The following is a 22,695-nucleotide window of genomic DNA, read 5'->3' on the forward strand; positions in this document are numbered from 1 at the left end:
ATCAGCAGCGTCTGAGATGCATGAACGTACCGCGCCAAGCCGTCGTCGTGCTCCTGAGTGCCGGGCTGCTGCTCTCCGGCTGCTCGTCCTCGTCCGACACCCCGGAGGACGAGGGCTACACCGGCCCCACCCTGCCCGCCCGCACCGTCGTGAAGGACAAGTGGCAGGAGGGGCCGGCCAAGCCGAAGCAGCACAAGCCGTATCCGTACGACATCTACACGCACTGCGGGATCAAGTGGGTGAACTTCGGCGGCCGTTGGTGGGTCCTCGACTCCGTGTTCCCCGGGCCCGAGCAGGTGAAGGGTGAGCCGCCCGCGCAATACACCCAGAGGCTCGCCGGCTACATGACTCTGATCGGCCCGGACACCGCCAACTTCGACGCCGCCGGGATGCCCACGATGCAGTTCGTACCGAGCGAGGACGAGCCGCCGGGCTGCGCCTAGGCATCTGCTGTTAAGGGGGCTCTGTCACGCCCCCGAACAGCGCTCCCTGGCTCAGCGGGGTCTCCCTTGTGACGGCCGAAGCGGGCAGGGTCGATGTTGGTCAGAGACTGGATCGGATCGACACGCACGGCGGCGGAACGCCGCCGCAGGTGGGCCCGAGCCCCGTCCGCAGGCAACCGAGAGATGCACGGAGCAGCAGTAATGAAGCACATCGAACTGGGGGACCTGGACGTTTCCCGTATCGGCCTGGGCACGATGGGCATGAGCGCCTTCTACACGGGCCACAGCGCGGACGACGCCGAGTCGATCCGTACCATCCACCGGGCGTTCGAGCTGGGTGTCACCTTCATCGACACCGCCGAGGTCTACGGGCCGTTCACCAATGAGGAACTCGTCGGCCGGGCCGTCAGGGGCCGTCGTGACGAGGTCGTCGTGGCGACGAAGTTCGGTTTCGTCTCCCACACGGGGCGCCCCTCCGGCTCCCTCGACAGCAGCCCCGCGAGCATCCGCACCGCGGTCGAGGGCTCCCTGAAGCGGCTGGGCACCGACTACATCGACCTGTACTACCAGCACCGGGTCGACCCGGACACGCCCATCGAGGACACCGTCGGCACCCTGGCCGAACTGGTCGCCGAGGGCAAGATCCGCCACATCGGGCTCTCCGAGGCAGGCGCGCAGACGATCCGCCGCGCCCACGCGGTCCACCCGGTCACCGCCGTGCAGTCCGAGTACTCGCTGTGGACCCGTGACCCGGAGGAAGACGTGCTGTCGGTGGTGCGCGAGCTGGGCATCGGCTTCGTGCCCTACTCCCCGCTGGGCCATGGGTTTCTCACCGGCCAGATCCGCTCGACGGCCGACTTCGCCGAGGACGACTGGCGCAGGACCAACCCGCGGTTCATGGGCGAGAACCTCCGGCGCAACCTGCGGGTGGCCGACGAGGTCAAGGCCGTCGCCGACGAGGTCGGCGCCACCCCGGCGCAGGTGGCCCTCGCATGGCTGCTGGCCCAGGGCGACGACATCGCCCCGATTCCCGGCACCAAGCGCGTCGAACGTGTCGAGGAGAACACCTCCGCCGACGGAGTCGAACTGAGCGCCGAGCAGATCGCCAAGCTCGACAACCTCACCCCCGCCTCCGGCGACAGCCACAACGAGGCGGGCATGCGGCTCCTGGAACGCTGACTCCAGCCGCCCGAAGGCAGGTTTGGGAGGTGCCCCGATCCACGGTCGGGTGATGTTCACCAGCTTTGTCAGTACCGCGGTTCTTGCCAGGGCAGCCTCGGGGTGAGGTACGCGCCTCTCACCGGAAACCGTCTCATCGGAAGCCCTCTGGCCGGAAACTACGTACGGAAGGAAGCGGTGTGGACTCGACAGGCCGCCGAATGATCAGGCACCCCCGACCGCCTGGCGTGGAAACCCTCCAATGCACCGCGCGGAGCGGCCTCGATGCGGTTCCGGATCCCCGTCATCGCGCCATGGTCGCCGGCGTCGTGGGCTCGGGTCTCGTCGACGAGATGATCGCCCTGACCGAAGCCTTCGATCCGCCCGTCGACCTCGCGCGGGCCCGTGCCCATGCGGACGTGCTCACCACCGAGTTCGCGCTGTTCGGCGTCACCGTCCCCGCCGCCACGACCTACAACATCACGCTGATGCGCGCCCTCATGGTGCCCATCGCCGACGAGGCGCTCGCCCTCGCACTCGATCGCATCTGGGTGTTCACCACCAACGCGGATGACGTGTGCTGCCACGACCCCGCGGAGGCCGAAGCCATCCTGCGGGCCGGCGCACTGCCCGAGCAAGGCGCGTCATCGCCGAACACCCGGTACATCCGGCACATGTTCAACGAGGTCGCGCCCTTCTGTGATCCGACGTTCCTCGCCGTCTTCAAGACCTTCTTCTACAACGCGATGACCGGCGTCCTCATGGAGGCGGAGTTCACGCCGGAGGCGTCCGACGAGGTCGACAGCGACTTCGTCCGCGTCTTCAACGGCTTCTCCCAGTTCTGGTTCACCGCACTTCAGTTCACCGACCCCTGCTTGAGCGCCCAGCACCATCGGGCGTTCTGGTCGGCGGCGCTGAGTTCCTGTGTCGCGTTTCTGAACGACGTCAACGACGTCCTGTCCTTCTACAAGGAGGCGGTGGACGGCGAGGACTTCCTCGCCAGCCGGATCTACCGCCGCTCGGTGAGCGAGAACATCCCCTACCTCGCCGCCTACCGCCGAAGCCTCGACAGCGGCCTGGCCGCCTACCGCCGCGTCCTGGACCTCGCCACCGACGAGCAACGCCCGCACCTCGACCGGTACATGACCGGCTTCGCGTACTTCCACTTCCACTGCCGTCGCTACCGCTGGCACGACATCTACCCGGGGCTGACCCCGATCGACATCTGATTCAGTGACCATCGCCTCCGTGCTGATGTCGTGGCACGATCAGTATCTGACGTCCAATCAGATAATCGGCGCGAGGGGCAGCCATGGAGTCGGTGTCGGTCGGTGGCGAGGTGCGGATCGCGTACGAGCGTTGTGGGGCCGGGCGGCCGGTGGTCCTGGTCGGGGGTACCGGCATGCCGCCGGTCGCATGGGAACTGTGCGGTCTGCGCGGTGCGTTGGTCGACGCGGGCTTCGAGGTGGTGACCTATGCCGCGCGTGGTGTGGCACCATCCGACGCACCGCCTGCCCCGTACACCGTCGAGGCCCTTGCCGCGGACCTGGCCGGCCTGCTGGACGCGCTGCAACTGACCGAGGTCACGGTCATCGGCTACTCGCTCGGCAGCTTCACCACCGAACTCCTGGCCCGTACCCGTCCGGATCTGGTGCGCGCGGCGGTGCTGCTGGCCGGCGCCGGGCCGCTGACGGGTGTGCTGGACGCTGTCCTTCAGGCGGAGACCGAACTGGTCTCGGCCGCCGGTCACGTTCCCCCGGCGTTCGTGAAGCTGCAGACCCTGCTGAGCTCACTGTCGCCGGAAGTGCTGCGCGACGACGAGGAACAGGTGCGCACCTGGCTGGAGTTGCTCGACGCACAGGAGTCGCTGTGGGCCTCCCGCGAGGGAGCAGCCGGGCAGTTGGCGGCCTCGGACCGGTGGTTGCGTGACGAGTACCGCATGTCGGCTCTCGCGGACATCCAGCAGCCGGTGCTGGTCGCGGCTTTCGAGCATGACCTGTATTTCCCGGCGCGGTCCGGAAAAGTCGCAGCCGAGGTCCTTGCGCGAGGCGAGTTCGTTGCGATTCCCGGGGCCGCTCACGCGGGCCTGCTGACCCATCCGAAGGAGACCACTGAGGTACTCCTCGGCTTCCTCGCCCGCACCTGAACACTACGGCACGCCAACTCCCGGCGCAGCGCCGGGAGTTGGCCGGTGTCCCGCGGCGTGCGCGGTCTGCGGATCGCAGGCCGCGCACCACGCCACAGGCACCGGCGCGGATCTCTATCCCGCCGAGATACGCAGCCTGATCGTGCGCGACTCGGGCCGAAGCGCGAACTCGGGCCAGACATCAGGTCCGCACGTCCGTGAGCCGAGACCGTGCTGGGCCGCGTCGACGATCAGGTGGCTCGTCGTCGAGTCGCCGAGCTCGAACGGGTGCTGCGCTCGGGCGATCTGCTGGGGGGTGTGGCGGCTGAGTGTGAAGCCGGGGCGACGCCCCCGGGTGTCGGGCAGGGCCTCGATGCGCAGCACCTCGGTGGAGCCGCTCGTCAGTGCCAGTCGGCGCAGTTCGGAGCGGTGGCCGGTCTCCTGGGGGCGTGCGTAGTCGACCGAGAGGTCCTGGATCGTGGCGGAGAAGCGGCCGGTGCGGGCCGCGCGGAGACTGTCGGGGTAGGTCTCCAGCGGGCCCAGGCCGAACCACTGAGCCCCGTCGACGGGAGCCGCGCCGTCGGGCAGTTCGAAGCGGACCCCGATCCGGGGCCACACCGTCTGCCAGCCGCGCGAGGGCTCGATCTCCACGCGCAGTTCCAGCTCGCCGTCCACCAGCGACCAGAGGGACTCCACCATCACGCTCAGCGCGGAGTCCGCCGCGGAGACCTTGTCGAGGGTGCGCAGGGCGTCCGAGGTGTGTTCCACGGAGACGCGCCGGGTTGTCAGCCGGTCGAGTCCGTCACGACGCCACAGGTCGGCGCTGGACACCCCGGCGATGCTGTTGTCGCTCTCCTCGATCCCGTCGGACGGGCTCTCGTCGTTGTCGGTCGGTGCGCGAAACAGCTCCAGCCGAGGCCCGGTCACGGCACGGTCGGCGAGGCGGACAAGGGATCCACCGGCGAACTCGGCCATTCCGAGCGACAGGGTTCCGTCGCCTGGTCGCCAATCGGCCTGTGGCTGTGGCCGGACCGCGGGCACGGGACGCCGTGTCGAGCAGTCCAGTTGGGCCGTCGCGATCACGTGTCCTTCAGGTGCCCAAGGAGTTGGCGCCGCCAGCGTCGCGTCGATCGTGAGCCACGTCTCGGCGTCGGGGGCGACGGCGATCGGGGGCAGTGACGCCCGCTGCGACTCGCCCGCGACGACGACAGGGATCTCCAAGTCCCCCGAGGCGACAGGGAGTCCGTCGTGTTCGACGCGCCAGCGGAAGCGCAGGTCCGACGTGTCGGTCGAATGCCGCAGGTTCGTGACCGCGACCTTCCCGCCGTCGAAGACGAACTCGACCGGCTGCACGACCGCCTTGTACTCGTGGAGGCTGGGAGTGGGGACGTCGTTGCTCAACAGCATGCCGTCCATCACGAAGTTGCCGTCGTGCACGACTTCTCCGAAGTCGCCGCCGTAGGCGTAGTACGGCGTCCCGTCCGGGGCCGTGGCGAGGATGCCATGATCGCGCCACTCCCACACGAAGCCACCGTGCAGCCGCGGATACTGCCGGACGAGCGCCTCGTACTGGTCGAACGCGCCCGGCCCGTTGCCCATCGCGTGCGCGTACTCGCACAGCAGGAACGGCTTGGTGCGCTGCCTGGCGCTCTGCGCGGGAGTGCAGTTCAGCAGCGCCGAACGTGTGCCGTCGGCTCCGATCTGCTCGGTCTCCGGCACCGACGCGTACATGCGCGAGTAGATGTCGGTGTACTCGCCGGTGTAGTCGCCTTCGTAGTGGACCGGGCGTCCGGTGTCGCGGGCGTGGACCCACGCCGACATGGCCGCCAGGTTGCTGCCCGTGCCGGATTCGTTGCCGAGTGACCAGATCACGATGCTGGGATGGTTCTTGTCCCGTTCGACGGTGCGCCGGATGCGGTCCAGATAGGCCTCGCGCCAGGCCGGGTCGTCACTCGGATTGCCGACCCAGTCGAGCTTCTCGAAGCCGTGCGTCTCCAGGTCGCATTCGAGGACCACCCAGAAGCCGAGCTCGTCGGCCAGGTCGAGGAGCCGGGGATGCGGCGGGTAGTGACTGGTGCGGATGGCGTTGACGTTGAACTGCTTCATGCGGGCCAGGTCCTCGCGGGCGTGCTCCTCGTCGAAGACGCGGCCACGCTCGGGATGCGTCTCATGACGGTTCACCCCGTGGAAGACGACGCGGCTGCCGTTGACCAGGAACCGGTCGCCGAGGATCTCGACCGTACGGAAGCCCACGCGCAGCGCGATGCTCTCCGCCGCCGTGGACACAGTGGCGTCGTACAGGCGGGGATGCTCGGCGGACCAGGGCTCCACGCCGGTGACGTCGAAGGGGGCCACCTCGGCAGGAGTGGCCCAGACGTGTTCGACGCCGAGTTCGGGGATGCGCAGGGTGACCGGGAACGCGGCCGTGTCGGCGGTGATCTCCGCTTCGACGCTTCCGCTTCCGCGCTCGTGGTCGAATCCGGTCCGCAGCCAGACGTCCTCGATGCCTCCGGCGGGCCGGGCGATCAGGGTGACGTCGCGGAAGATGCCCGGCAGCCACCACTGGTCCTGGTCCTCGACATAGCTGGCCGCCGACCACTGGTGGACCCGTACGGCGATGACGTTGTCGCCCGTGCGCACCGCGGAGGTCACGTCGAATTCGTGGGCGAGCCGGCTACCGCTCGCGCTGCCGATCTCGACGCCGTTGACCCACACCCGGAACAGCGACTCGACACCGTCGAAGCGCAGCACCACGCGTTCGGCGTCCGACCAGTCGGCGGGGACGTCGAAGTGGCGGCGGTAGTCGCCGGTCGGGTTCTCGTCCGGGACGTGGGGCGGGTCGATCGGGAAGGGGAACTGGATGTTCGTGTAGATCGGCCGGCCGTAGGCTCCGTCACCTTCCAGCACCCAGTGGGAGGGCACGGGGATGCTGTCCCAGCCGTCGTCGACGAAGCCGTCGGCCGCGAAGTCCTCAGCCACCGACGCCGTGGGGGACAGCCGGAACCGCCAAGGCCCGTTCAGTGAACGCGAGGGCGCGTCGGAGTGCAGCCACGAGCGCGCCGGGCGCAGTGCACCACGGCCTGGCGCGATGTCCGAAACATGGGGGGAGAGCTCGCTGGGCAAGAGGTCACAACTCTTTCTGTGTGTCACGTACGACGCTGATACGACGGGGCTCTACCGGAGTACGACCGTGCGGATCTCCCATGGACCGAGGGCCAGTTCGAGTTCGTCCTGGGCCTGGGTGCTGGAGATCGGCCGTCCGAGCAGGTCCACGGTGGTGGCCTCGGAGAACGTGCCCGTCACACGGACGGTGGACACGCTGTCGTTCATCGCGGCCAGCCGCAATTCGATCCCGGCCCCGGACTGGTCGTCGGTGACGCGGCGGACGCCGGACACGAGGACGTCCTGGCCGTCGACGTTCAACCCGGCTGTGTCGGGAGGCAGTTGGCACCCGGCGGGCGCTGTTCCGCGCGTGACGAGCACGTCGTTGCGGAACTCCTCGGCGAGGGCCACCGCGTTCGCACCGCGCCAGCCGGTCGCCGAGGGGACGACGGCGAAGCGGTTCTCGACGCGCATGCCGAGGTCCTGCGCACCCGGCGCGGGGATCTCGCTCGCCGCGGGTTCGTCGCGGAGAGGATGGATGTTGACGCTGATCGAGCCGATCGCGCGCAGCAGGGTGACGGCGAGTTCGGTGCCGTCGCCCACGAGTTCGTACTCGCTGGAGTGGTCGAGCAGGACACTCGCGGCGCCTGCCGACACGAACGTACTGGCCGGGAAGGTCGGCAGCGGGAACTCGCCCCAGCCGCCCTCGGCGGTGAGCCCGCGCTCGGTGACGGCGAACTGCCCGGCGGACGAGGACGTGGCAACCGGCTCGGGCAGCGGCACGTGGAAGCGCAGCCGGTGGTCCGCGGACTGGTTCAGGAACGAGGTCGAGACCCGTACGAACGGTTCACCGGTACGTACTTCCACGAGCGTCTCCACCGGTGTCGGCACGATCCGTTCGTCGCGCAGATCGCGGTCGGAGGAGAGCGCGGCGGGCCACGCGTAGACGCGGGTGACTCGAAGGCGTGACCGCAGTGGGCCGTCCTCGAGGAGCTCGACGGTGATCTCCGACGGGTCCGAGACGAGGATGTCGTGCGCCGGGGGAGCGTAGTTGTAGCTGTCGCCGCGGTCACCGCCGTCGACGAGCCGACCGACTCCGTTCAGTACGGTCCCGTCGGAGCCGGTGATGTCCAGCGTGCCGTCGGCGGCGACCGTGACCTCGACCAGGCCGTTGGAGAGCGTGCGGTCCGCCGCCGTCGCGGGCTCGTACGAAGTCGGCGAGGGAGCGGTGTCCTCGCGCGGCTCGACCCGGAAGGCGGTCAGCCCCGAGGCGGGGACCTGGACGGGTACGAGCGCGGTGGCCCGGGCTTCTTCCACCGTCAGCACCCGCCACTCACCGGGATACTCGGCGGCTGCGGCGGCGACCTCCTGGCGCAGGATCAGCAGGTCGAAGGGCCCGCTGGTGGGGACCTCGGCGAGGTGGAAGACGAGCTGGCCGGGGGTGAGTTCGTAGCGGTCGATGAGTCGGCCGAACAGTTCACGGCGGTGGATACGGCGCAGCACGCGTTCGAGTTGAGAGGCGTCCATGCGCTCGTCGCTGAGGACCGTCGGTGCCTCCGCGATCAGCTGTACGGGGTGCGCCGAGCCGTCGGTGGCGATCGCGGCCAGGCCCGTTCCCGCGGGCGGGGCCGCGACATCCACCTCGACCAGCGCCGTACGCCGGAACGGCAGCGGGTTGGCGACGAGGTAGCCGTCGCTCGGCACCAGGGCGGCGGGTTCGGCGAGTGCCGCGTCCCGCACGGCGCGTGCGGTCTGCGCGGCCTCCGCCAGACGTGCCGCGACCTGGTCGCAGGTCTCGTCGGTGCCGGAGCCGACGACCGAGTCGTGCGCCGTCGACTCGATGATCTTGTGCCAGGCGAGGGAGAGGAACGGGGAGTCGTCGCGCCGGGACCACAGCGCGTTCATGCGCTCGGCGTGGTCGATCGTGCGCTCGGCGATCGCCATCCGCTGCTTGAGCCCGAGCCGCACGGAGAGCACGCCCGGCAGGATGTTGCCGCGCACATGGCTGCGCAGTTCCCCGGTGACGACGGCGGACACCTCGTCGCGCACATGCTTGCGCAGGTACTCGTCGAGGGTCGCGATGGTGATGGTCCGTCCTTCGCCGGACGCCTGCCGCAGCCAGGCCGCCAGGTGCGGGTCGGGCGCGTTGTGATCGGTGCCGGCCATCGCCAGTACCGGATCGCCGCCCCACCGCTCGGTCGTCATCTGCGCGTACTCGCCCAGCGCACGGCCGATCTGGTCGGGCACCAGCAGCACGTCGAGCCCGTTGTCATAGCCGTCGAAGAGGAACTCGGTGCGCACCTCGGAGCCGTCGGGCGCGCGCCAGCGGAAGGCGTGGCCGTCGACGGAACCGGGCACACCGCGCCACAGCGCCGCGTGCTCGATGCCGGCGCGCGCAAGGATCTGCGGCATCTGCGCGACATGGCCGAACATGTCCGGCAGGTAGCCGATGGGCATCGCACCGCCCAGGTTCGCCGCGGCTGCCCAGCCCATCTGGAGGTTGCGGACGATGGTCTCGCCGGAGCACAGGAACTCGTCGAGCAGGATGAGCCACGGGCCGATGGCGATCCGCCCCTCGGTGACCAGGGCCACGAGGCGGTCGCGGTTCTCCGGCCGCATCTCCAGGTAGTCCTCGATCGCGGCCATCTGCCCGTCGACGGTGAACCGGAAGTCCGGGTTCGCCTCGGCCGTCTCCAGCACGGTGTCGAGGGCGGTGACCAGCCGGTGCCGGAACACCTGGAACGGCTCGTACCACTCCCGGTCCCAGTGGAAATGGGGCACGAAGACGGCGGAGTTGCTCATGGCGGGAGGAACCTTCTGTGCGGGCGGGGCGTGCGGAGACAAGAAGTGGGCGAAGGCGGTCACTTGAGGGAGCCGGCGGCGAGTCCGGTGCGCCAGAACCGCTGGAGGACGATGAACAGGATGATCACGGGCACGATCGACACCAACGAGCCCATGATCACGGACTCCTGGAGGAGCGGGGTGCGGGCGGTCTGCCCGTTCCAGGTGAAGAGGCCGAGCGTGATCGGGAAGAGCTCCTCCTTCTGGAGCATCACCATCGGGAGGAAGAAGTTGTTCCAGATGCCGACGAACTGGAACAGGAAAATGGTCACCAGCGCCGGCGACATCAGCTTGAACGACACCGAGAAGAACGTGCGGAACTCGCCGGCACCGTCGAGCCGCGCGGACTCGATGAGTTCCTGCGGCACAGCCGCGTTCGCGAAGATCCTCGCGAGATAGACGCCGAACGGGCTCACGATGCTCGGCAGGAACACCGCGAAGTAGGTGTTGACGAGTCCTACCTCGGAGAACAGCAGGAACAGCGGCAGCGCCAGCGCGGTACTGGGGACCAGCACGCCGCCGAGAATCACCGAGAACAGGAACTCCCGGCCGCGGAAGCGGAACTTGGCGAGCGCGTAACCGCACAGCGCGGAGATCAGGGTGCCCACGGCCGCGCCCAGCACGGCGTAGACGACCGTGTTGAGGATCCATCGGGCGAAGATGCCGTCGTTGAAGGTGAACAGGGTGTGCAGGTTGTCGAACAGCTGGAAGTTCGAGAACGTCAGGCCGCTGGTGGAGGCGAGATCGCCCTGCGGTTTGGTCGCCGCGACGATCAGGAAGTACAGCGGCAGCATGAAGTAGATCGCCAGCACGAGCATCAGGGCCATGACGGCCGTACGGCTCACGCGGCTTTCCTGCGAAGGGGGTCGATTGCTCACAGTCCCGCCCTCTTGGAGGTCAGTCGCATGAACCCGAAGCTCAAGACGAACGTGATGACGGCGATGACCACCGAAATGGCGGCGGCCTGCTGGTAGTTGTTCCCCACGGCCACGGTGTACGCCAGCATGTTCGGGGTGAACGTGCTGGAGATGTTCGAGGAGATCTGGCGCAGCACGGCCGGCTCGGAGTACAGCTGGAGTGTGCCGATGATCGAGAACACCGTGGTCATGACGATGGACGGGGCGATGATCGGGACCTTGATGCGCCAGGCGATGACCCAGTTGCTCGCCCCGTCGATCCTCGCGGCCTCGTACAGTTCCTGCGGGATGGACTGCAGCGCCGAGAACATGATCAGCATGTTGTAGCCGGTCCACAGCCAGGTCGAGACGTTCGCCGCCGACCACAGCACGGCACCGGGGCCGAGGAAGTCCGGCTTCAGACCGATGCCGTTCAACAGGTCGACGACCGGGCTCAGTTGCGGCGAGTAGAGATACGACCACATGATCGCGGCGATGACGCCGGGTACCGCGTAGGGCATGAACGCGGCGGTGCGGAAGAACCCCTTGAGCTTCAGCAGGTGGGTGTCGAGGAGCAGCGCCATGACCAGCGCGGTGAACAGCATCACGGGCACCTGCACGATGCCGAACAGTCCGATACGGCCGATGCTGGCCCAGAACTCGTCGTTCTGGAACACCTCGACGTACTGCTCGAAGCCGCCGAACGTCGTGTACGAGGTGCCGTACTGCCCGCCGGAGCGGCGTACCACGCGGAAGCTCTGCCAGAGCGCGTAGCCGATGGGCACCAGGTAGAAGAGGACGAACGGCAGGAAGAAGGGCGTCAGGAACGCGACGATGGTGCCGGCCCCGGGGCGGTGGTGACACCGCGTCGGTGGGGCGGGTGGCGATGTCGGTCATTCCGCGGTCACTTGCCTGCCGTGGCCGGGATGGCCAGGTCGTCCATCGACTTGAGCGCGGAGGCCTGGGCGGCCGCGAGGGCGCCGGTCAGCTTGCCGTCACCGGCCACCGCCTTGGCCATCGCGTCCTGCAGTGCCAGGTTCACCGTCTTCTGGGTGGGACCCCAGCTGAAGTCGGTGTCGATCTTCTTGGACGACTCGGCGAAGACGTCGAAGATCTTCTCGTTGTTGTAGTAAGGCACACCCTTGGTCAGCGCCGGAAGCTTCAGCCCGTCGGTGGACGCCGGGTACAGACCGCCCACCTCGTTGGCCAGCGCGAGCGCCTTGGGGTCGGTGTTGAGCCATGTGTTGAACTCGGCCGCCTCGTAGAGGTGCTTGCCGCCCTTCATGAACGCGACCGTCGAGCCGCCCCAGTCACCGGAGTTGCCGCCCGCACCCCAGGTCGGCATCGGGACGATCGACCACTTGCCGGCCTGGCCGGGCAGGTTGTCACGGATGCCTGTGTAGCCCCAGGCCGCCCCGAGCTGGGTGGCCATCTGGTCGTTCTGGTAGGCGGCGAACATCTGCGTCGACCCGTTGGCGAGGTCGGTGCGCACGAGCTTGTCGTCGATCAGCTTTTGCCAGTACTCGGCGACCTGCTTGCTCTTGTCCGAGTCGACGGTGACGTGCCACTTGTCGCCGGAGTAGCTGTACATGTTCGCGTTGTTCTGCCAGAGGAGCCCGTTGAACCATTCGGCGTTGTTCGGGTCGAAGAACGTCATGGTGAGCTTCGGGTTCGCCTTGTGGAGCTTCTGCGCGGCGGTGGTGTACTCGTCCCAGGTCGTCGGAATCGGGACGTCGTACTTCTTGAAGATGTCGGTGCGTACGTACATGGCCATCGGGCCCGTGTCCTGCGGAAGGGCGTACACGCCTTCGCCGCCGAAGCTGGCCTGCGACCAGGTCCACGGAACGAACTTCGACTCGGTGCCGGCGGCCGTCTTGCAGGCCGTGGCGTCCACGAAGGCGTCCTGGGAGCGCAGGGTGGGCAACTGGTCGTAGCCGACCTGGGCGAGGTCCGGGGCCTTACCGGCCTTCAGGGCGTTGCCGATCGCGCCGTACTGGTCGTTGGAGATGTTCTTCGACTCGACCTGGATGTCGGGATGGTCCTTGTTCCACAGGTCGACGACCTTGTCCATGCCGTTGACGGTGTTCCAGTACTGGAGGGTGACCTTGCCCTTCGAGGGCTCACACGATGCTGCGGATGACTTGTCCGACGAGTCGGACGACGAGCATCCGGCGAGTACGAGGACGCCGGCTGCCGCGGCGACGACGGCGAGGCGGATACGCGTGACTGTGTTGCTCATATTTTCCGTTCCAGACAACGGCTAGCGACGGTGCTAGGCGGCTCGATGCTGATCCCTGGGGCGGAACGCCCGCTGGGTGGAAGGGACAGGACGCAACGGTGTCGGTTCAGGCGCCGAGCGCCGTGGCGAGGTGGGGAAAACACTGGTTATGGGTACTTGTGAGCGGTCCCGTGAACGCTCACGGGAGCGCTCACGGGGGTTCTCGGGGATACCCCGCGAGGTGCAATGCGAAGTGCTCGGAAGTCTGCGCTTCGGCGCCGTTCAATGTCAAGACATTCGGAGCGGACGCGTTTCCGGCGGGTTACGCGGACTCGCTCAGCCGCAGCTCGGCATGGACGACCAGGTCCTCGACCGCGAGGGCGCGCGGGTCCGAAAGCAGCCGTGCGACCTGCTCGATCGCGAGCACCCCGAGCTGCCGCGTGTCGAGGGCGACGCTGGTGAGCGGGGGCTCCATGAGTGCTCCGAGCTGAAGACCGTCGAAGCCGACGACCGCCAGATCCTGCGGCACGCTCCTGCCCAGCCGGCGTGCTTCCCGCAGGGCGCCGATCGCGATGATGTCGTTGAACGTGAAGACCGCGGTCACGTCGGGATGAGCGGTGAGCAACTCCCTGAGCGCCGAGCCGCCGCCGTCGGCCGTCTGATCCGCACCGACCACCATGCCGCCGTCGATCCCGTGCGCCGCCGCGGCAGCCGTGAACCACGTGTGGCGGATGCTCGGCTCGGCCCGGGCCTGGTGGTCGATCATGCCGATCCGTGTGTGCCCCTTCGCGACCAGGTGCGTCACCGCGGCGTGGACCCCCTCCCGGCCGTCGATCCGGATCGAGGTGAACCGCGTGGACCTGCCCTCACGGCCGATGAGCACGACCGGCATGCCTCGGGTGAACGACTCGAGTTCGCTGTCGGAGCAGCTGAAGTAGCCGATGACCGCGTCGACCTGCGAACTGATCACCTGGAGCGTGCCGAGCTCCTCTTCCGCCCGGTCGGCGGTGTCGTACACGACGACATGCCACCCATGGGTCCTGGCGGCCTCCAGCGCGGAGGCCGCGACCTCGGTGAAGTACGGATTGAGCAGGTCGGGGATGACCAGCCCGATGGTCATGGTGTCCTGGCGGACCAGGCCCCGGGCGAACCGGCTCGGCCGGTAACCGAGCGCGCGAGCGGCGTCCAGCACGCGCTGTTTGGTGTCGCTGTCGATCTCGTCCTTGTCGTTGAGTGCCCGCGACACGGTCTGCCTGGACACCCCCGCGGACTTGGCGACGTCGTTGATCGTGATCTTCCGGGACTCCGCTCCCGATGCCGACACCATCGCCCACCTCCTGCTTCTCGCGAACGCCGGTGCGCGCGCAAAGCCTGAGTATGCACGTACGGGGCTTCGGTACGTCGCCAGGCCTTGGACGAACCGGCCGACCCCGGTCAGGGCTTCCGGGGGAACGGCATCGGGGGAAGGGGTGCGGTGATGGCAGTCGTGGCACTAGATTTGGTGGCATGACTGCCATCACCGTTCGGATTCCGGACTCCATGGACAAGCCGTTGCGCGATGCCGCGGCCGGCGCTGCTTCCCTGAACGAGTACATCGTCAAGGCCGTGCGCCGTCAGATGACCCTCGACGCCGCCGGTCGGCTCGCCTCCCTGGAGCGCCTCGATCTCGATGGCGAGGGCGACGCTCTGTGACGATCCGCAAGGGCGACGTGTGGGACGTCGACACCGGCAAGGGCAACCGGACCGTGCTGATCGCCAGCCTCGACGGGCTCGCCGACCGGTACGGGGCCGTGGTCGCCCTGGTGCTGCACGCCCCCGCGGCTCATCCCGATACGGCGATGAGCGTGCGCCTGGCGACTCCGGTCGACGCCTCGGTCGTGGCCGTCAACCTGCTTCAGCTCTCCGCGGCCCGCTTCGAGACAGGCACCTGCCTCGGCAACATCGGCCCCGAGCAGCAGGCCCTGGTCGACGACGCGCTTCGAGCGGTGCTCGACCTGTAGTGAATCGCTTCGCGCGGCGTGCCGGGTTCACGGCCCACCCCGCACGGTGGCGCGGCTTCAGCTCGATGCCCTCGCTCGGGACACGTCCTCGACGCTGTCCCAGCCGGAGACGAACCAGTCGGCTTCGCCGGTCGCGGGATCGTACGAACGCCGCCTGATCGTACCGATGTTGCCGCCGTAGACATGGATCCCGACGGTGGGTTCGCTGCCGACGGCTGTCACGGCATGGACGTCGTCGTCGGTGGTGCAGCAGACGGTCACCTGCCCCGGCACCCACCGCGTTTCACCGGCCGGCGTCAGTGGCGCGTTCATGGCCGACACCGTCGGCTTGAGGTACCGGACCTCGTGCTCGACTCCCGCGTAGATGCCGGCGACGCCCCACGTCTCGTGCGAATGCACCTTGGTCCGCTGGCCCATGTCCCAGACCACGGACGCCAGCGACCAGCTGTCGTCTGGAGCGATGTAGAGCGGATACGTCAGATGCCGCTCGGACGATGACAGCGTGACCTCCGACGGAAGCCGGTAACCGGACGCCAGCAGGGCGGACAGCCGCTCGGCGACCCGCGCCGTGATCTCGTGCTCGTCGTCGGTGCTGCGCACCACGAGTCCCACGTCGTCGATGAATGTCTTCAGGCGATCGAGCTGCATGGTGCTCTCCTCTGCAGGGTGCCTTCAGGTGGTCCTCTGTGCCCGCCTGTGGGTGTGCGGCTGGGTGTGCCGGCCCAGGATCGCCGAGCCGGTCAAGAGGAAGTGCCGGGCAGGATCCGGTACTTGAGGTGGGTGACGCCGGGTGCCTCGACGGCCCGGACCTGTTCGAGTCGCACATCCGCGTCGCCGAGGTTGTCGAGGAGGCGGGAGCCGCCACCGAGCAGCACCGGAACGACGTGCATTTCGAGCTCGTCCAGGAGCCCCGCCGCCAGATACTGCTGCGCGACCTGGCCGCCGCCCCACAGCATGACGTCCTTACCGTCGGCGGCCTTCTTCGCCTGCTCCAGCGCGGACTCGATTCCGTCGGTGACGAAGTGGAACGTGGTCCCGCCCTCCATCTCCACCGGCTTCCGCGGGTGATGGGTCACGACGAACACGGGGTAGTGGTAGGGCGGGTTGTCGCCCCACCAGCCGGTCCACTGCTCGTCGCCCCAGGCGCCGCCGCCGATGGGGCCGAACATGTTCCGGCCCATCACCGCGGCGCCGATGTTCTGGAGCGACTCCTCGAACACCGGTGTGCTCGCGTTGACTTCGCCCCCCTGCTCGCCGTGGGGCTGGCGAAAGGCGGCCAGCGGAACCACCCAGTCGTGGAGCCCCTCGCCACCCTCGCCGAGCGGGTTCTCCTCGCTCTGGTTCGGGCCGGCGACGTAGCCGTCCAGCGAGATGGAGATGTGACACCTGAGCTTGCTCATCGTGTCTCCTCGGTCGGCTCGGCACCGCCATCGGCGCCCTCACCAACGAGCATGGACCGAGGCACAGATGACGTCTAATGCCAGTACTTCGAAGAACACATTGATATCCTTGATATGTGCTGAACCTGGTCCATCTCAAGGTGCTGGCCGCGGTGGCGCGACACGGATCGGTGACCGAAGCGGCGAGGGAACTGCACTACTCGCAGCCGTCGGTGAGTCATCACCTGTCCCGCCTGGAAGCGGCCACGGGTGTAAAGCTCGTCCAGCGGGTGGGCCGGGGGATCCGGCTGACCCCTGAGGGCGTGCTGCTGGCCAACCGGGCCACCGAGATCGTGGGACGGGTCGACGCGGCAACGAACGAACTGGCCGCGCAGGTCGGTCTGGCGTCGGGGAGGGTGCGCCTCGCCGCCAACGCGTCGGTACTGAGCACGATCGTGCCGAAGGCTGCCACCATGCTGACCGAGGCGCACCCGGGCCTCACGCTGAGCGTGATCGACCGTCATCCGGTCGAAGCGCTGCAGATGCTGCGACACGGCGAGATCGACGTCGCACTCGTCTTCCGGTACGCGCACGCTCCGCTGGAGGACGAAGGGTTCCGCATGGTCCACGTGGCCGACGACCCGATCTACCTGGTGAGCCGGAGCCCCGACGACAGCGTCGCGAACCATCGCGACTCCGCCTGGATCGGCGGTTGCGAACGGTGCCAGGGCGAGCTGACCGCCGTCTGTCGGCAATATGGTTTCGCCCCACTCATTGAGTCCGTCTGCGACGACATGGTCGTCGTGCAGGCCCTCGTCGCCGCCGGTATCGGAGTCACCACCCTGCCCGGACTCGCACTCCGCGCCCACCGTCTGCCCGACGTGCACACCACCGAGATCCCCGACTTCCCCCGCCAGATCTACACCGTCACCTACGGCGATCCACCCGACCCACCGGCCACCACGGCGCTGATCCAGGCGATCCAGGGCTCCGCCCGGTAGGTGGTCGGCCGGTCAGCGGCCGGTGGATCCGTCGATCTGCTCGCGGAGGATGTCGGCGTGGCCGGCGTGTCGGCCGGTCTCTTCAATCATGTGCACCAGAACCCAGCGCATGGATGGCGCCTGTCCTCGGCGCGGGGGTCGCGGGGCGGGAAGAGTCAGGTCCGGACAGGCGTCGATGACTTGGTTCGCCCGCTCGACGGTCTTCCGGTAGTCGGCGAGGACACCGTCCACGGTGTCCTCCGCGGACGGCCGCATGGTCGTACGCCAGTCGCCGACATCCTCGCCGAGGAAGTAGAACCGTTCGACGAACGCCAGGTGCTTGACCAGCCCCAGGAGGTTGGTGCCCGAGGGCACTCCGCCGGTTCGGACTTGGGGTTCCGGTACGCCCTCGACCTTGTCCGCGACCGCGTTCCGCAGATAGTCGAGGAAGCCCCGCAGGGTGGCCTTCTCGTCGGCGCCGGTCAGCGGAGGTCCGGTGTCCTTTGCCCGGGATCGGGATCGGGATAGGGGTTGGGATCGAGGTTGGGGTTGCTGCGCGCCATTTCCTGACATCGAGTCACTCCGTTCCGACGTGATGTCGTGTGGTTCGGGCGTTCATCCGTCGGTCATCCGCCGATGAACCGGACGAGCAGGACATTGTCGATGACGGTGGCCGTCTCCCCAGCGGGTCCGGTGGCCCCGCGCCGAGGCATGTCGGCGCGCAGGACGGACCAGTGCGCGGGGTCGAGATCGAGTTCGGCGGCGGTCTCGGTGGGTGTGGGGTAGTGGATGTCGGGGTCCTGATTCCACGACCAGGGCGCGGTGGAACCGTGGTCGACGACCAGCAGGAGACCGCCGGGTCGCAGAGCCCGTGCGGCGGTGCGCAGAACCCGGCTGCGGTGCAACGGGAGTGGGGTGTGGAAGTACTGGGCGGAGACGAGATCGTACTGACCGGCCGGGAAGCTTCTGGCCAGATCGTGCTGTGCGGTGACGACCTGGTCCTCGACGCCGATATCGCGGGCACGTTCCCGCACCCGTTCGACGGCCGTGGTGGAGATGTCCACGGCGGTGACGTGCCAGCCCCGCTGGGCGAGCCAGATGGCGTCGCCGCCGGCGCCGCAGCCCAGATCCAGGGCCGCGCCGGGATGCAGCGGTGTGGCGGTCTCGGCGAGCAGTGGGTTGACCCGTGCGCTCCAGGCACGCGGGGTGCGGTAGTGCTGCTCCCAGAACCGCTCGGCGTCGTCGTCCGCCGTGCCCTGGTCGCCCGAGCCTGAGCCCGCGCCCGTGGCGTCGGCGGTGGGCCGTCGGTGTCGGGTGGAATCCATCTGAGTTGTCCCCTCGTCGGCCGACGTGCCGAGCGTGATCCGTTCCGCACATTCGACGCCGGTGATGTACGCACAGCATCGCCACCGCCGTTTCGCCCTTGCAAGAAAAATTGCGGATCCGCATCATCGGGCTCATGGAGGACAACATGGACGGCAACACGGACGGCAACATGGGCAACCCCGCAGGAGACGTTCTGGCCGGAGTCGGGCCCCGACTGCGTGCCCTGCGCCGGGCGCGGAGCGCCACGCTGGCAGCGCTGGCAACCGAAACCGGCCTCACGGCGAGCACCCTCTCCCGCCTCGAGAACGGCAAACTCCGCCCCACGCTGGAGCAGTTGCTTCCCTTGGCCCGGGCGCATGGCGTCCCGCTCGACGACCTCGTCGCGGCGCCGCCCACCGGTGACCCGCGCGTCCACCTGCGACCAGTGCGACGATCCGGCCTGGTGATGGTGCCACTGACCAGGCGGGCCGGCGGCATCCAGGCCTACAAGGTGATCTATCCGCCGGCCGGTCAGGCACCCACGATGAACCTGCAGACCCACGAGGGATACGAGTGGTTCTACGTCCTCAACGGACACGTCAGGTTCGCGCTCGGCGAGCAGGAGTTCAGGCTCGGCGTCGGAGAGGCCGCGGAGTTCGACACCCGCACACCACACTGGATCGGCAGCGCCGACAGCCGGCCCGCGGAACTGCTCGCCCTGTTCGGCCCGCAGGGAGAGCGCGCACACCTGGCACCCTCCAGGCACTGACCGTCTCAGCCTCCCGCCCCTTCCGCCGGTCGTTCGGCATGGAGCTGGAGGGCAGGATGCCAGTCGAGGAAGGATGGCCAAACGACACACGGGGAGACGCCAACACATGACCACGCCACCATCGCGACCCGGAGCGGAGCGGACCGACGGATCGTCCGTACAGATCGGCGCTCTCGTTCCGTTGACCCGGCCCGGCTGGACCGAGGCGGGCCAACACCTGCTCGCCGGACTCGAGTTGGCCGTTCGCGAGGTCAATGACGCCGGCGGCATCGCCGGAAGACCACTTGAGCTGGTGGTCCGAGACACCGCGGCCGACCCACAGAGGGCCGCCGCGGCCGTAGACGAATTGGCCGGCCTGGGCGTGGCTGCCCTGGCGGGGGAGTACCACAGCGTCGTCGCCCGTGCCGCCGCCACCAGGGCCGACGCCCTCGGCCTGCCGTTCCTCTGCTCGTCAGCGGTGCTCGATGCGCTCACCGAACAGCCGACGGAATGGGTCGCGCGGCTCCCCCCGCCGCAGTCCCGCGGCTGGCAGGTCTACGCGGACTTCCTCCTCGCCGCGGGCCACAGCCGAATCGCCGTAGCAGCCCAGCCGAGTGTCTACTGGGCAGCTGGGACCCGCATTCTGCGGGACTACCTCGCTCCACGCGGCGGCACCGTCACCGAACTCGACATGAGTGCGTTCGACGCCACGGCCGGCTGCGACGCCACGGCCGTGTGCGACGAACTCGCCGACAATCGCGCGACTGTCCTCCTTCTCCTGGTCGGCCACCCCGAACCGGCAGTGTCGATCGTCAAGTCCGTCCGCCGCGACCAGCGGCTCGCCGAGATCATGATCGGAGCTCCGGCCGGGCAGCCGGAGTTCGCCGAATGGGCGACGTCGCTGGGCGACGACAGCGCCGCGATCCCGTTCCTGCGCTACCTGCCCGAGCGCCTCACCCCACTCGGCGAACGAGTCGGGACGGCTCTCCGCGAGCAGTTGGCCGCAGCGCCCTCCTTCGTCGCCTTCGAGGGCTACGACACGGTCGCCGTCCTCGCCGATGTGCTGCGTACCGACGGCGTGGACCGGGCGGCGCGCACCGCCGACTCCTGGCCGCGCGTCGCAGTCGAAGGCACTCGTGGGCAGATCCGGTTCTCCCGCATGCCGGGCATCAGCGTTTGGCAATGGGCCGGGACGCCGATCCAGGTCGTCGACCGGGATCCGGCGGACCTCGACCGCTTCCGGATCCTTCACACCGGCTGAGAGCCCGGAGTTCGGACTGCCTCACCCGCAACACACGTATCCGCACCGGCGTTTCGGCCATCGGGCCGCACGCGGCGACCCGTGTGCGTCAAGGGTGGATGCATCCGGCACGTTGGCTCTTCGCGCTCCTGCAAGGAATCCGCTCCGTCCAAAACACGTGTGTTCGATTCGTGGTCGATGTCGTTGAGCCCGGTAGCTCCATCTCGTTCCCAACGACCGTGCAGGAGAAGTCCAGTTGACCTCAGCCGCCACCAACGACGCGCACTCCGTACCCCCACCGCCGCCGGCCGAGATCACGTACTCGGGGCAGTACTCGGTGAACCCGCTCGGCGAAGTGACCTTCCGCAAGCTCTGCGCGCAGCTTCCCGCAGTCCTGCGCCGCATCGCGCGGATGTCCTGGTCCATTGATCGCCGAGCCGTACTCCTGCTCCTGGGCTGCCAGTTGATCACTGGTGTGGCCGCCGCCGTGCAGCTGACCGCGACGGCCAGGGCGATGAGCCCCATCCTCGGCGACGACGCCGTCGCCGATCGCCTGTACGCGGCCCTGCCGGCACTCCTCGTCGTGGCGGGCGCGAGTGCGCTGGCCCGCGGGTCGGGGGCCGTGGCCACGTACGCCGAGCGGCGCATCACACCCAGGCTGACAACCGCGACCGACACAGCCCTCGTCGAGGCCGTCTGCCGGGTCGAGGCGGCGGCGTACGCGGTCGACGGCTTCGCGGACCGTCAGGAGGCCGCCGAGATGGGGGTGATCCGCACGCACGTCATGGTCACGGACGCACAGCGCTTCATGTCGGCACTCGTCAAGATGGTCACGGCCAGTGGCGTCCTGTCGGTGCTGAATCCCTTGATGCTGCCCTTGCTCCTCCTGGCCGTGCTCCCGGCCGGCGTCGGAGCGGTACTCACCGCCCGCGTCGACTACGAGATCCACTACGCCAACGTCGCCGACCGCAATGTGCGCGGCATGATGCGCTGGTGGTCCACGACCCCCAAGTACGGTGACGAGGTCCGCGCGAACGGCATGACGGACTACCTCCTGTACTGGAACCGGGCACTGTCCGAGCGAGTCGACAAGCGCACCCTGGCCGCCGCACCCCGGACGCTGCGGATCGCGCTGCTGTCATCTCTCGCCGGTGGCGGTCTTCTCCTCGCCACCTGGGCGGTCCTCGCCTGGCTGGCCGTGACCGGGCGGATCGCACTCGCCATCGCGGCAACAGCGGTCCTCGCGGTCCAGACGACCCTGGCCGCGCTGTCCCAGGTCGTCATCAACGGGGCTGCCGTCTTCCACACGAGCCTCTACCTGAGCGACATGCAGGCGTTCCTGGACGACGCCGGCGAACGGGCTCCCCAACGCGGTGAACTGACAGTCGGTGCGCCGGTGGACGAGATCCGGCTGGACGAAGTCACGTACACCTATCCCGGGAAGGACAAGCCGGCCGTCGACGATGTCACCCTGACACTGCGCCGGGGAGAGATCCTCGCCATCGTCGGGGTGAACGGCTCCGGCAAGAGCACGCTGACACGTCTGATCACCGGTATCTACCTGGCGGACAAGGGACACGTCACCTGGAACGGCCAGGACCTCGCCCAGGTCGACCCGGCCACCGTCTGGAACTGCATCGGGCTGGTGCCGCAGATCTTCGCCCAGTGGCCACTGCGGGTCAGGGAGAACGTGACACTGGGCCAGCCCCGCAGCCTGGACGACGCGCAGGTGTGGGAAGCGGTCGACGCGGTCGGCATGCGCGAGGCCGTCGAAGACCTCCCGGCCGCCCTCGACACACTCCTCGCCCGAGAGGTCTTCGGCGGAGCCGAACTGTCCGGCGGCCAGTGGCAGCGCCTGGCCTGCTCCAGGGCTCTGTACCGCCGCCCCCAGCTGCTGATCCTTGACGAGCCGACCTCCCAGATGGACCCGAGGGGTGAACACGGGATCTTCGAAAGGATCAGGACCATCGCCCCCGACCGCATCACGATCGTCGTCACGCACCGGCTGGAGAACACCAAGACCGCCGACCACATCGTGGTCATGGAGCAGGGCCGCATCACGGAACAGGGGGTGTACGAGGACCTCGTCCACGCGGGCGGTACCTTCGCCGAACTCCTCGCCCTTTCGCAGGACCGCTGACAGATTCCTCGGTTGCCCCTCCAGATATCGGAGGGGCCCGCTCCCTCCTGCTCGTGGTTGTGTCGCTTACCGCGCGGGATGCCCGGTGGTCCCGTAGGGTCGCGGTGCCGCCACGACAGG

20 protein-coding genes are annotated in these 22,695 nt (G+C 68.5%); 10 read left to right on the forward strand and 10 right to left on the reverse strand.

Annotated elements, in window-relative coordinates:
• The first annotated feature begins 20 nt into the window (after window positions 1–20).
• From ACN20J_RS47810 to ACN20J_RS47825, 4 genes are all read left to right on the forward strand, one after another.
• Window positions 21–443: a hypothetical protein gene (locus ACN20J_RS47810; protein ID WP_361911314.1), complete on the forward strand. Its 423-nt coding sequence runs from the start codon at window positions 21–23 to the stop codon at window positions 441–443.
• 201 nt (window positions 444–644) lie between these two features.
• Entirely contained in the window at window positions 645–1,622 is a 978-nt protein-coding gene (locus tag ACN20J_RS47815; protein WP_419668571.1) for an aldo/keto reductase, read from the forward strand.
• A gap of 293 nt (window positions 1,623–1,915) precedes the next feature.
• Window positions 1,916–2,830, forward strand: a complete 915-nt coding sequence (locus ACN20J_RS47820) for a hypothetical protein (protein ID WP_419668572.1) — start codon at window positions 1,916–1,918, stop codon at window positions 2,828–2,830.
• Between the two features lie 83 nt (window positions 2,831–2,913).
• Entirely contained in the window at window positions 2,914–3,747 is an 834-nt protein-coding gene (locus ACN20J_RS47825) for an alpha/beta fold hydrolase (RefSeq protein WP_419668573.1), read from the forward strand.
• Window positions 3,748–3,861: 114 nt separating this feature from the next.
• Here ACN20J_RS47825 and ACN20J_RS47830 read toward each other — a convergent pair whose 3' ends face one another.
• The 6 genes from ACN20J_RS47830 to ACN20J_RS47855 form a co-directional block, all read right to left on the reverse strand.
• A complete protein-coding gene (locus tag ACN20J_RS47830) occupies window positions 3,862–6,849 on the reverse strand; it encodes a glycoside hydrolase family 2 TIM barrel-domain containing protein (RefSeq protein ID WP_419668574.1) in 2,988 nt (995 codons plus the stop codon).
• Between the two features lie 51 nt (window positions 6,850–6,900).
• Complete coding sequence (locus ACN20J_RS47835) at window positions 6,901–9,630, reverse strand: glycoside hydrolase family 38 C-terminal domain-containing protein (RefSeq protein WP_189842427.1); 2,730 nt, start codon at window positions 9,628–9,630, stop codon at window positions 6,901–6,903.
• A gap of 59 nt (window positions 9,631–9,689) precedes the next feature.
• A complete protein-coding gene (locus ACN20J_RS47840) occupies window positions 9,690–10,496 on the reverse strand; it encodes a carbohydrate ABC transporter permease (RefSeq protein WP_107102414.1) in 807 nt (268 codons plus the stop codon).
• Between the two features lie 47 nt (window positions 10,497–10,543).
• The gene (locus ACN20J_RS47845) at window positions 10,544–11,350 is read right to left on the reverse strand and encodes a carbohydrate ABC transporter permease (RefSeq protein ID WP_419668575.1); all 807 of its coding nucleotides are present in this window, start codon (window positions 11,348–11,350) and stop codon (window positions 10,544–10,546) included.
• Between the two features lie 119 nt (window positions 11,351–11,469).
• Window positions 11,470–12,804, reverse strand: coding sequence for an ABC transporter substrate-binding protein (locus tag ACN20J_RS47850; RefSeq protein WP_189842425.1), 1,335 nt, complete (start codon window positions 12,802–12,804; stop codon window positions 11,470–11,472).
• A 301-nt stretch (window positions 12,805–13,105) separates the two neighbouring features.
• Window positions 13,106–14,110 (reverse strand): LacI family DNA-binding transcriptional regulator, encoded by a 1,005-nt coding sequence (locus ACN20J_RS47855; RefSeq protein ID WP_189842424.1) that lies wholly within the window; start codon window positions 14,108–14,110, stop codon window positions 13,106–13,108.
• Window positions 14,111–14,289: 179 nt separating this feature from the next.
• On the opposite strand from ACN20J_RS47855, the gene ACN20J_RS47860 reads away from it, so the two are divergent.
• Window positions 14,290–14,475, forward strand: coding sequence for a hypothetical protein (locus ACN20J_RS47860; protein ID WP_055613218.1), 186 nt, complete (start codon window positions 14,290–14,292; stop codon window positions 14,473–14,475).
• The gene (locus tag ACN20J_RS47865) at window positions 14,472–14,783 is read left to right on the forward strand and encodes a hypothetical protein (RefSeq protein ID WP_190231479.1); all 312 of its coding nucleotides are present in this window, start codon (window positions 14,472–14,474) and stop codon (window positions 14,781–14,783) included. The genes ACN20J_RS47860 and ACN20J_RS47865 overlap by 4 nt, the downstream gene beginning before the upstream one ends.
• A 57-nt stretch (window positions 14,784–14,840) precedes the next feature.
• Here the strand turns inward: ACN20J_RS47865 and ACN20J_RS47870 are convergent, their stop codons facing one another.
• Together ACN20J_RS47870 and ACN20J_RS47875 are read right to left on the reverse strand one after the other, a co-directional pair.
• Entirely contained in the window at window positions 14,841–15,431 is a 591-nt protein-coding gene (locus ACN20J_RS47870) for a hypothetical protein (protein ID WP_190231480.1), read from the reverse strand.
• Between the two features lie 92 nt (window positions 15,432–15,523).
• The gene (locus ACN20J_RS47875) at window positions 15,524–16,183 is read right to left on the reverse strand and encodes a dihydrofolate reductase family protein (protein WP_190231481.1); all 660 of its coding nucleotides are present in this window, start codon (window positions 16,181–16,183) and stop codon (window positions 15,524–15,526) included.
• A 116-nt stretch (window positions 16,184–16,299) separates the two neighbouring features.
• Here ACN20J_RS47875 and ACN20J_RS47880 point away from each other — a divergent pair, with 116 nt between their 5' ends.
• The gene (locus tag ACN20J_RS47880; RefSeq protein WP_190231482.1) at window positions 16,300–17,163 is read left to right on the forward strand and encodes a LysR family transcriptional regulator; all 864 of its coding nucleotides are present in this window, start codon (window positions 16,300–16,302) and stop codon (window positions 17,161–17,163) included.
• 12 nt (window positions 17,164–17,175) lie between these two features.
• On the opposite strand, the gene ACN20J_RS47885 is transcribed toward ACN20J_RS47880, so the two are convergent.
• Both ACN20J_RS47885 and ACN20J_RS47890 read right to left on the reverse strand, forming a co-directional pair.
• The gene (locus tag ACN20J_RS47885) at window positions 17,176–17,715 is read right to left on the reverse strand and encodes a DinB family protein (protein ID WP_190231483.1); all 540 of its coding nucleotides are present in this window, start codon (window positions 17,713–17,715) and stop codon (window positions 17,176–17,178) included.
• 53 nt (window positions 17,716–17,768) lie between these two features.
• Entirely contained in the window at window positions 17,769–18,467 is a 699-nt protein-coding gene (locus tag ACN20J_RS47890) for a class I SAM-dependent methyltransferase (protein ID WP_190231484.1), read from the reverse strand.
• Between the two features lie 134 nt (window positions 18,468–18,601).
• Here ACN20J_RS47890 and ACN20J_RS47895 point away from each other — a divergent pair, with 134 nt between their 5' ends.
• From ACN20J_RS47895 to ACN20J_RS47905, 3 genes are all read left to right on the forward strand, one after another.
• Window positions 18,602–19,216, forward strand: a complete 615-nt coding sequence (locus tag ACN20J_RS47895) for a helix-turn-helix domain-containing protein (RefSeq protein ID WP_372505337.1) — start codon at window positions 18,602–18,604, stop codon at window positions 19,214–19,216.
• 106 nt (window positions 19,217–19,322) lie between these two features.
• The gene (locus tag ACN20J_RS47900) at window positions 19,323–20,456 is read left to right on the forward strand and encodes an ABC transporter substrate-binding protein (protein ID WP_419668576.1); all 1,134 of its coding nucleotides are present in this window, start codon (window positions 19,323–19,325) and stop codon (window positions 20,454–20,456) included.
• Between the two features lie 235 nt (window positions 20,457–20,691).
• Window positions 20,692–22,575 carry an ABC transporter ATP-binding protein gene (locus ACN20J_RS47905; protein ID WP_419668577.1) on the forward strand — a complete coding sequence of 628 codons (1,884 nt, stop codon included), beginning with the start codon at window positions 20,692–20,694 and terminating at the stop codon, window positions 22,573–22,575.
• The last annotated feature ends 120 nt before the right edge of the window (window positions 22,576–22,695 follow it).

This window comes from Streptomyces sp. 2-1, from assembly GCF_048564895.1.
GTDB classification, from domain to species: Bacteria; Actinomycetota; Actinomycetes; order Streptomycetales; family Streptomycetaceae; genus Streptomyces; species Streptomyces phaeochromogenes.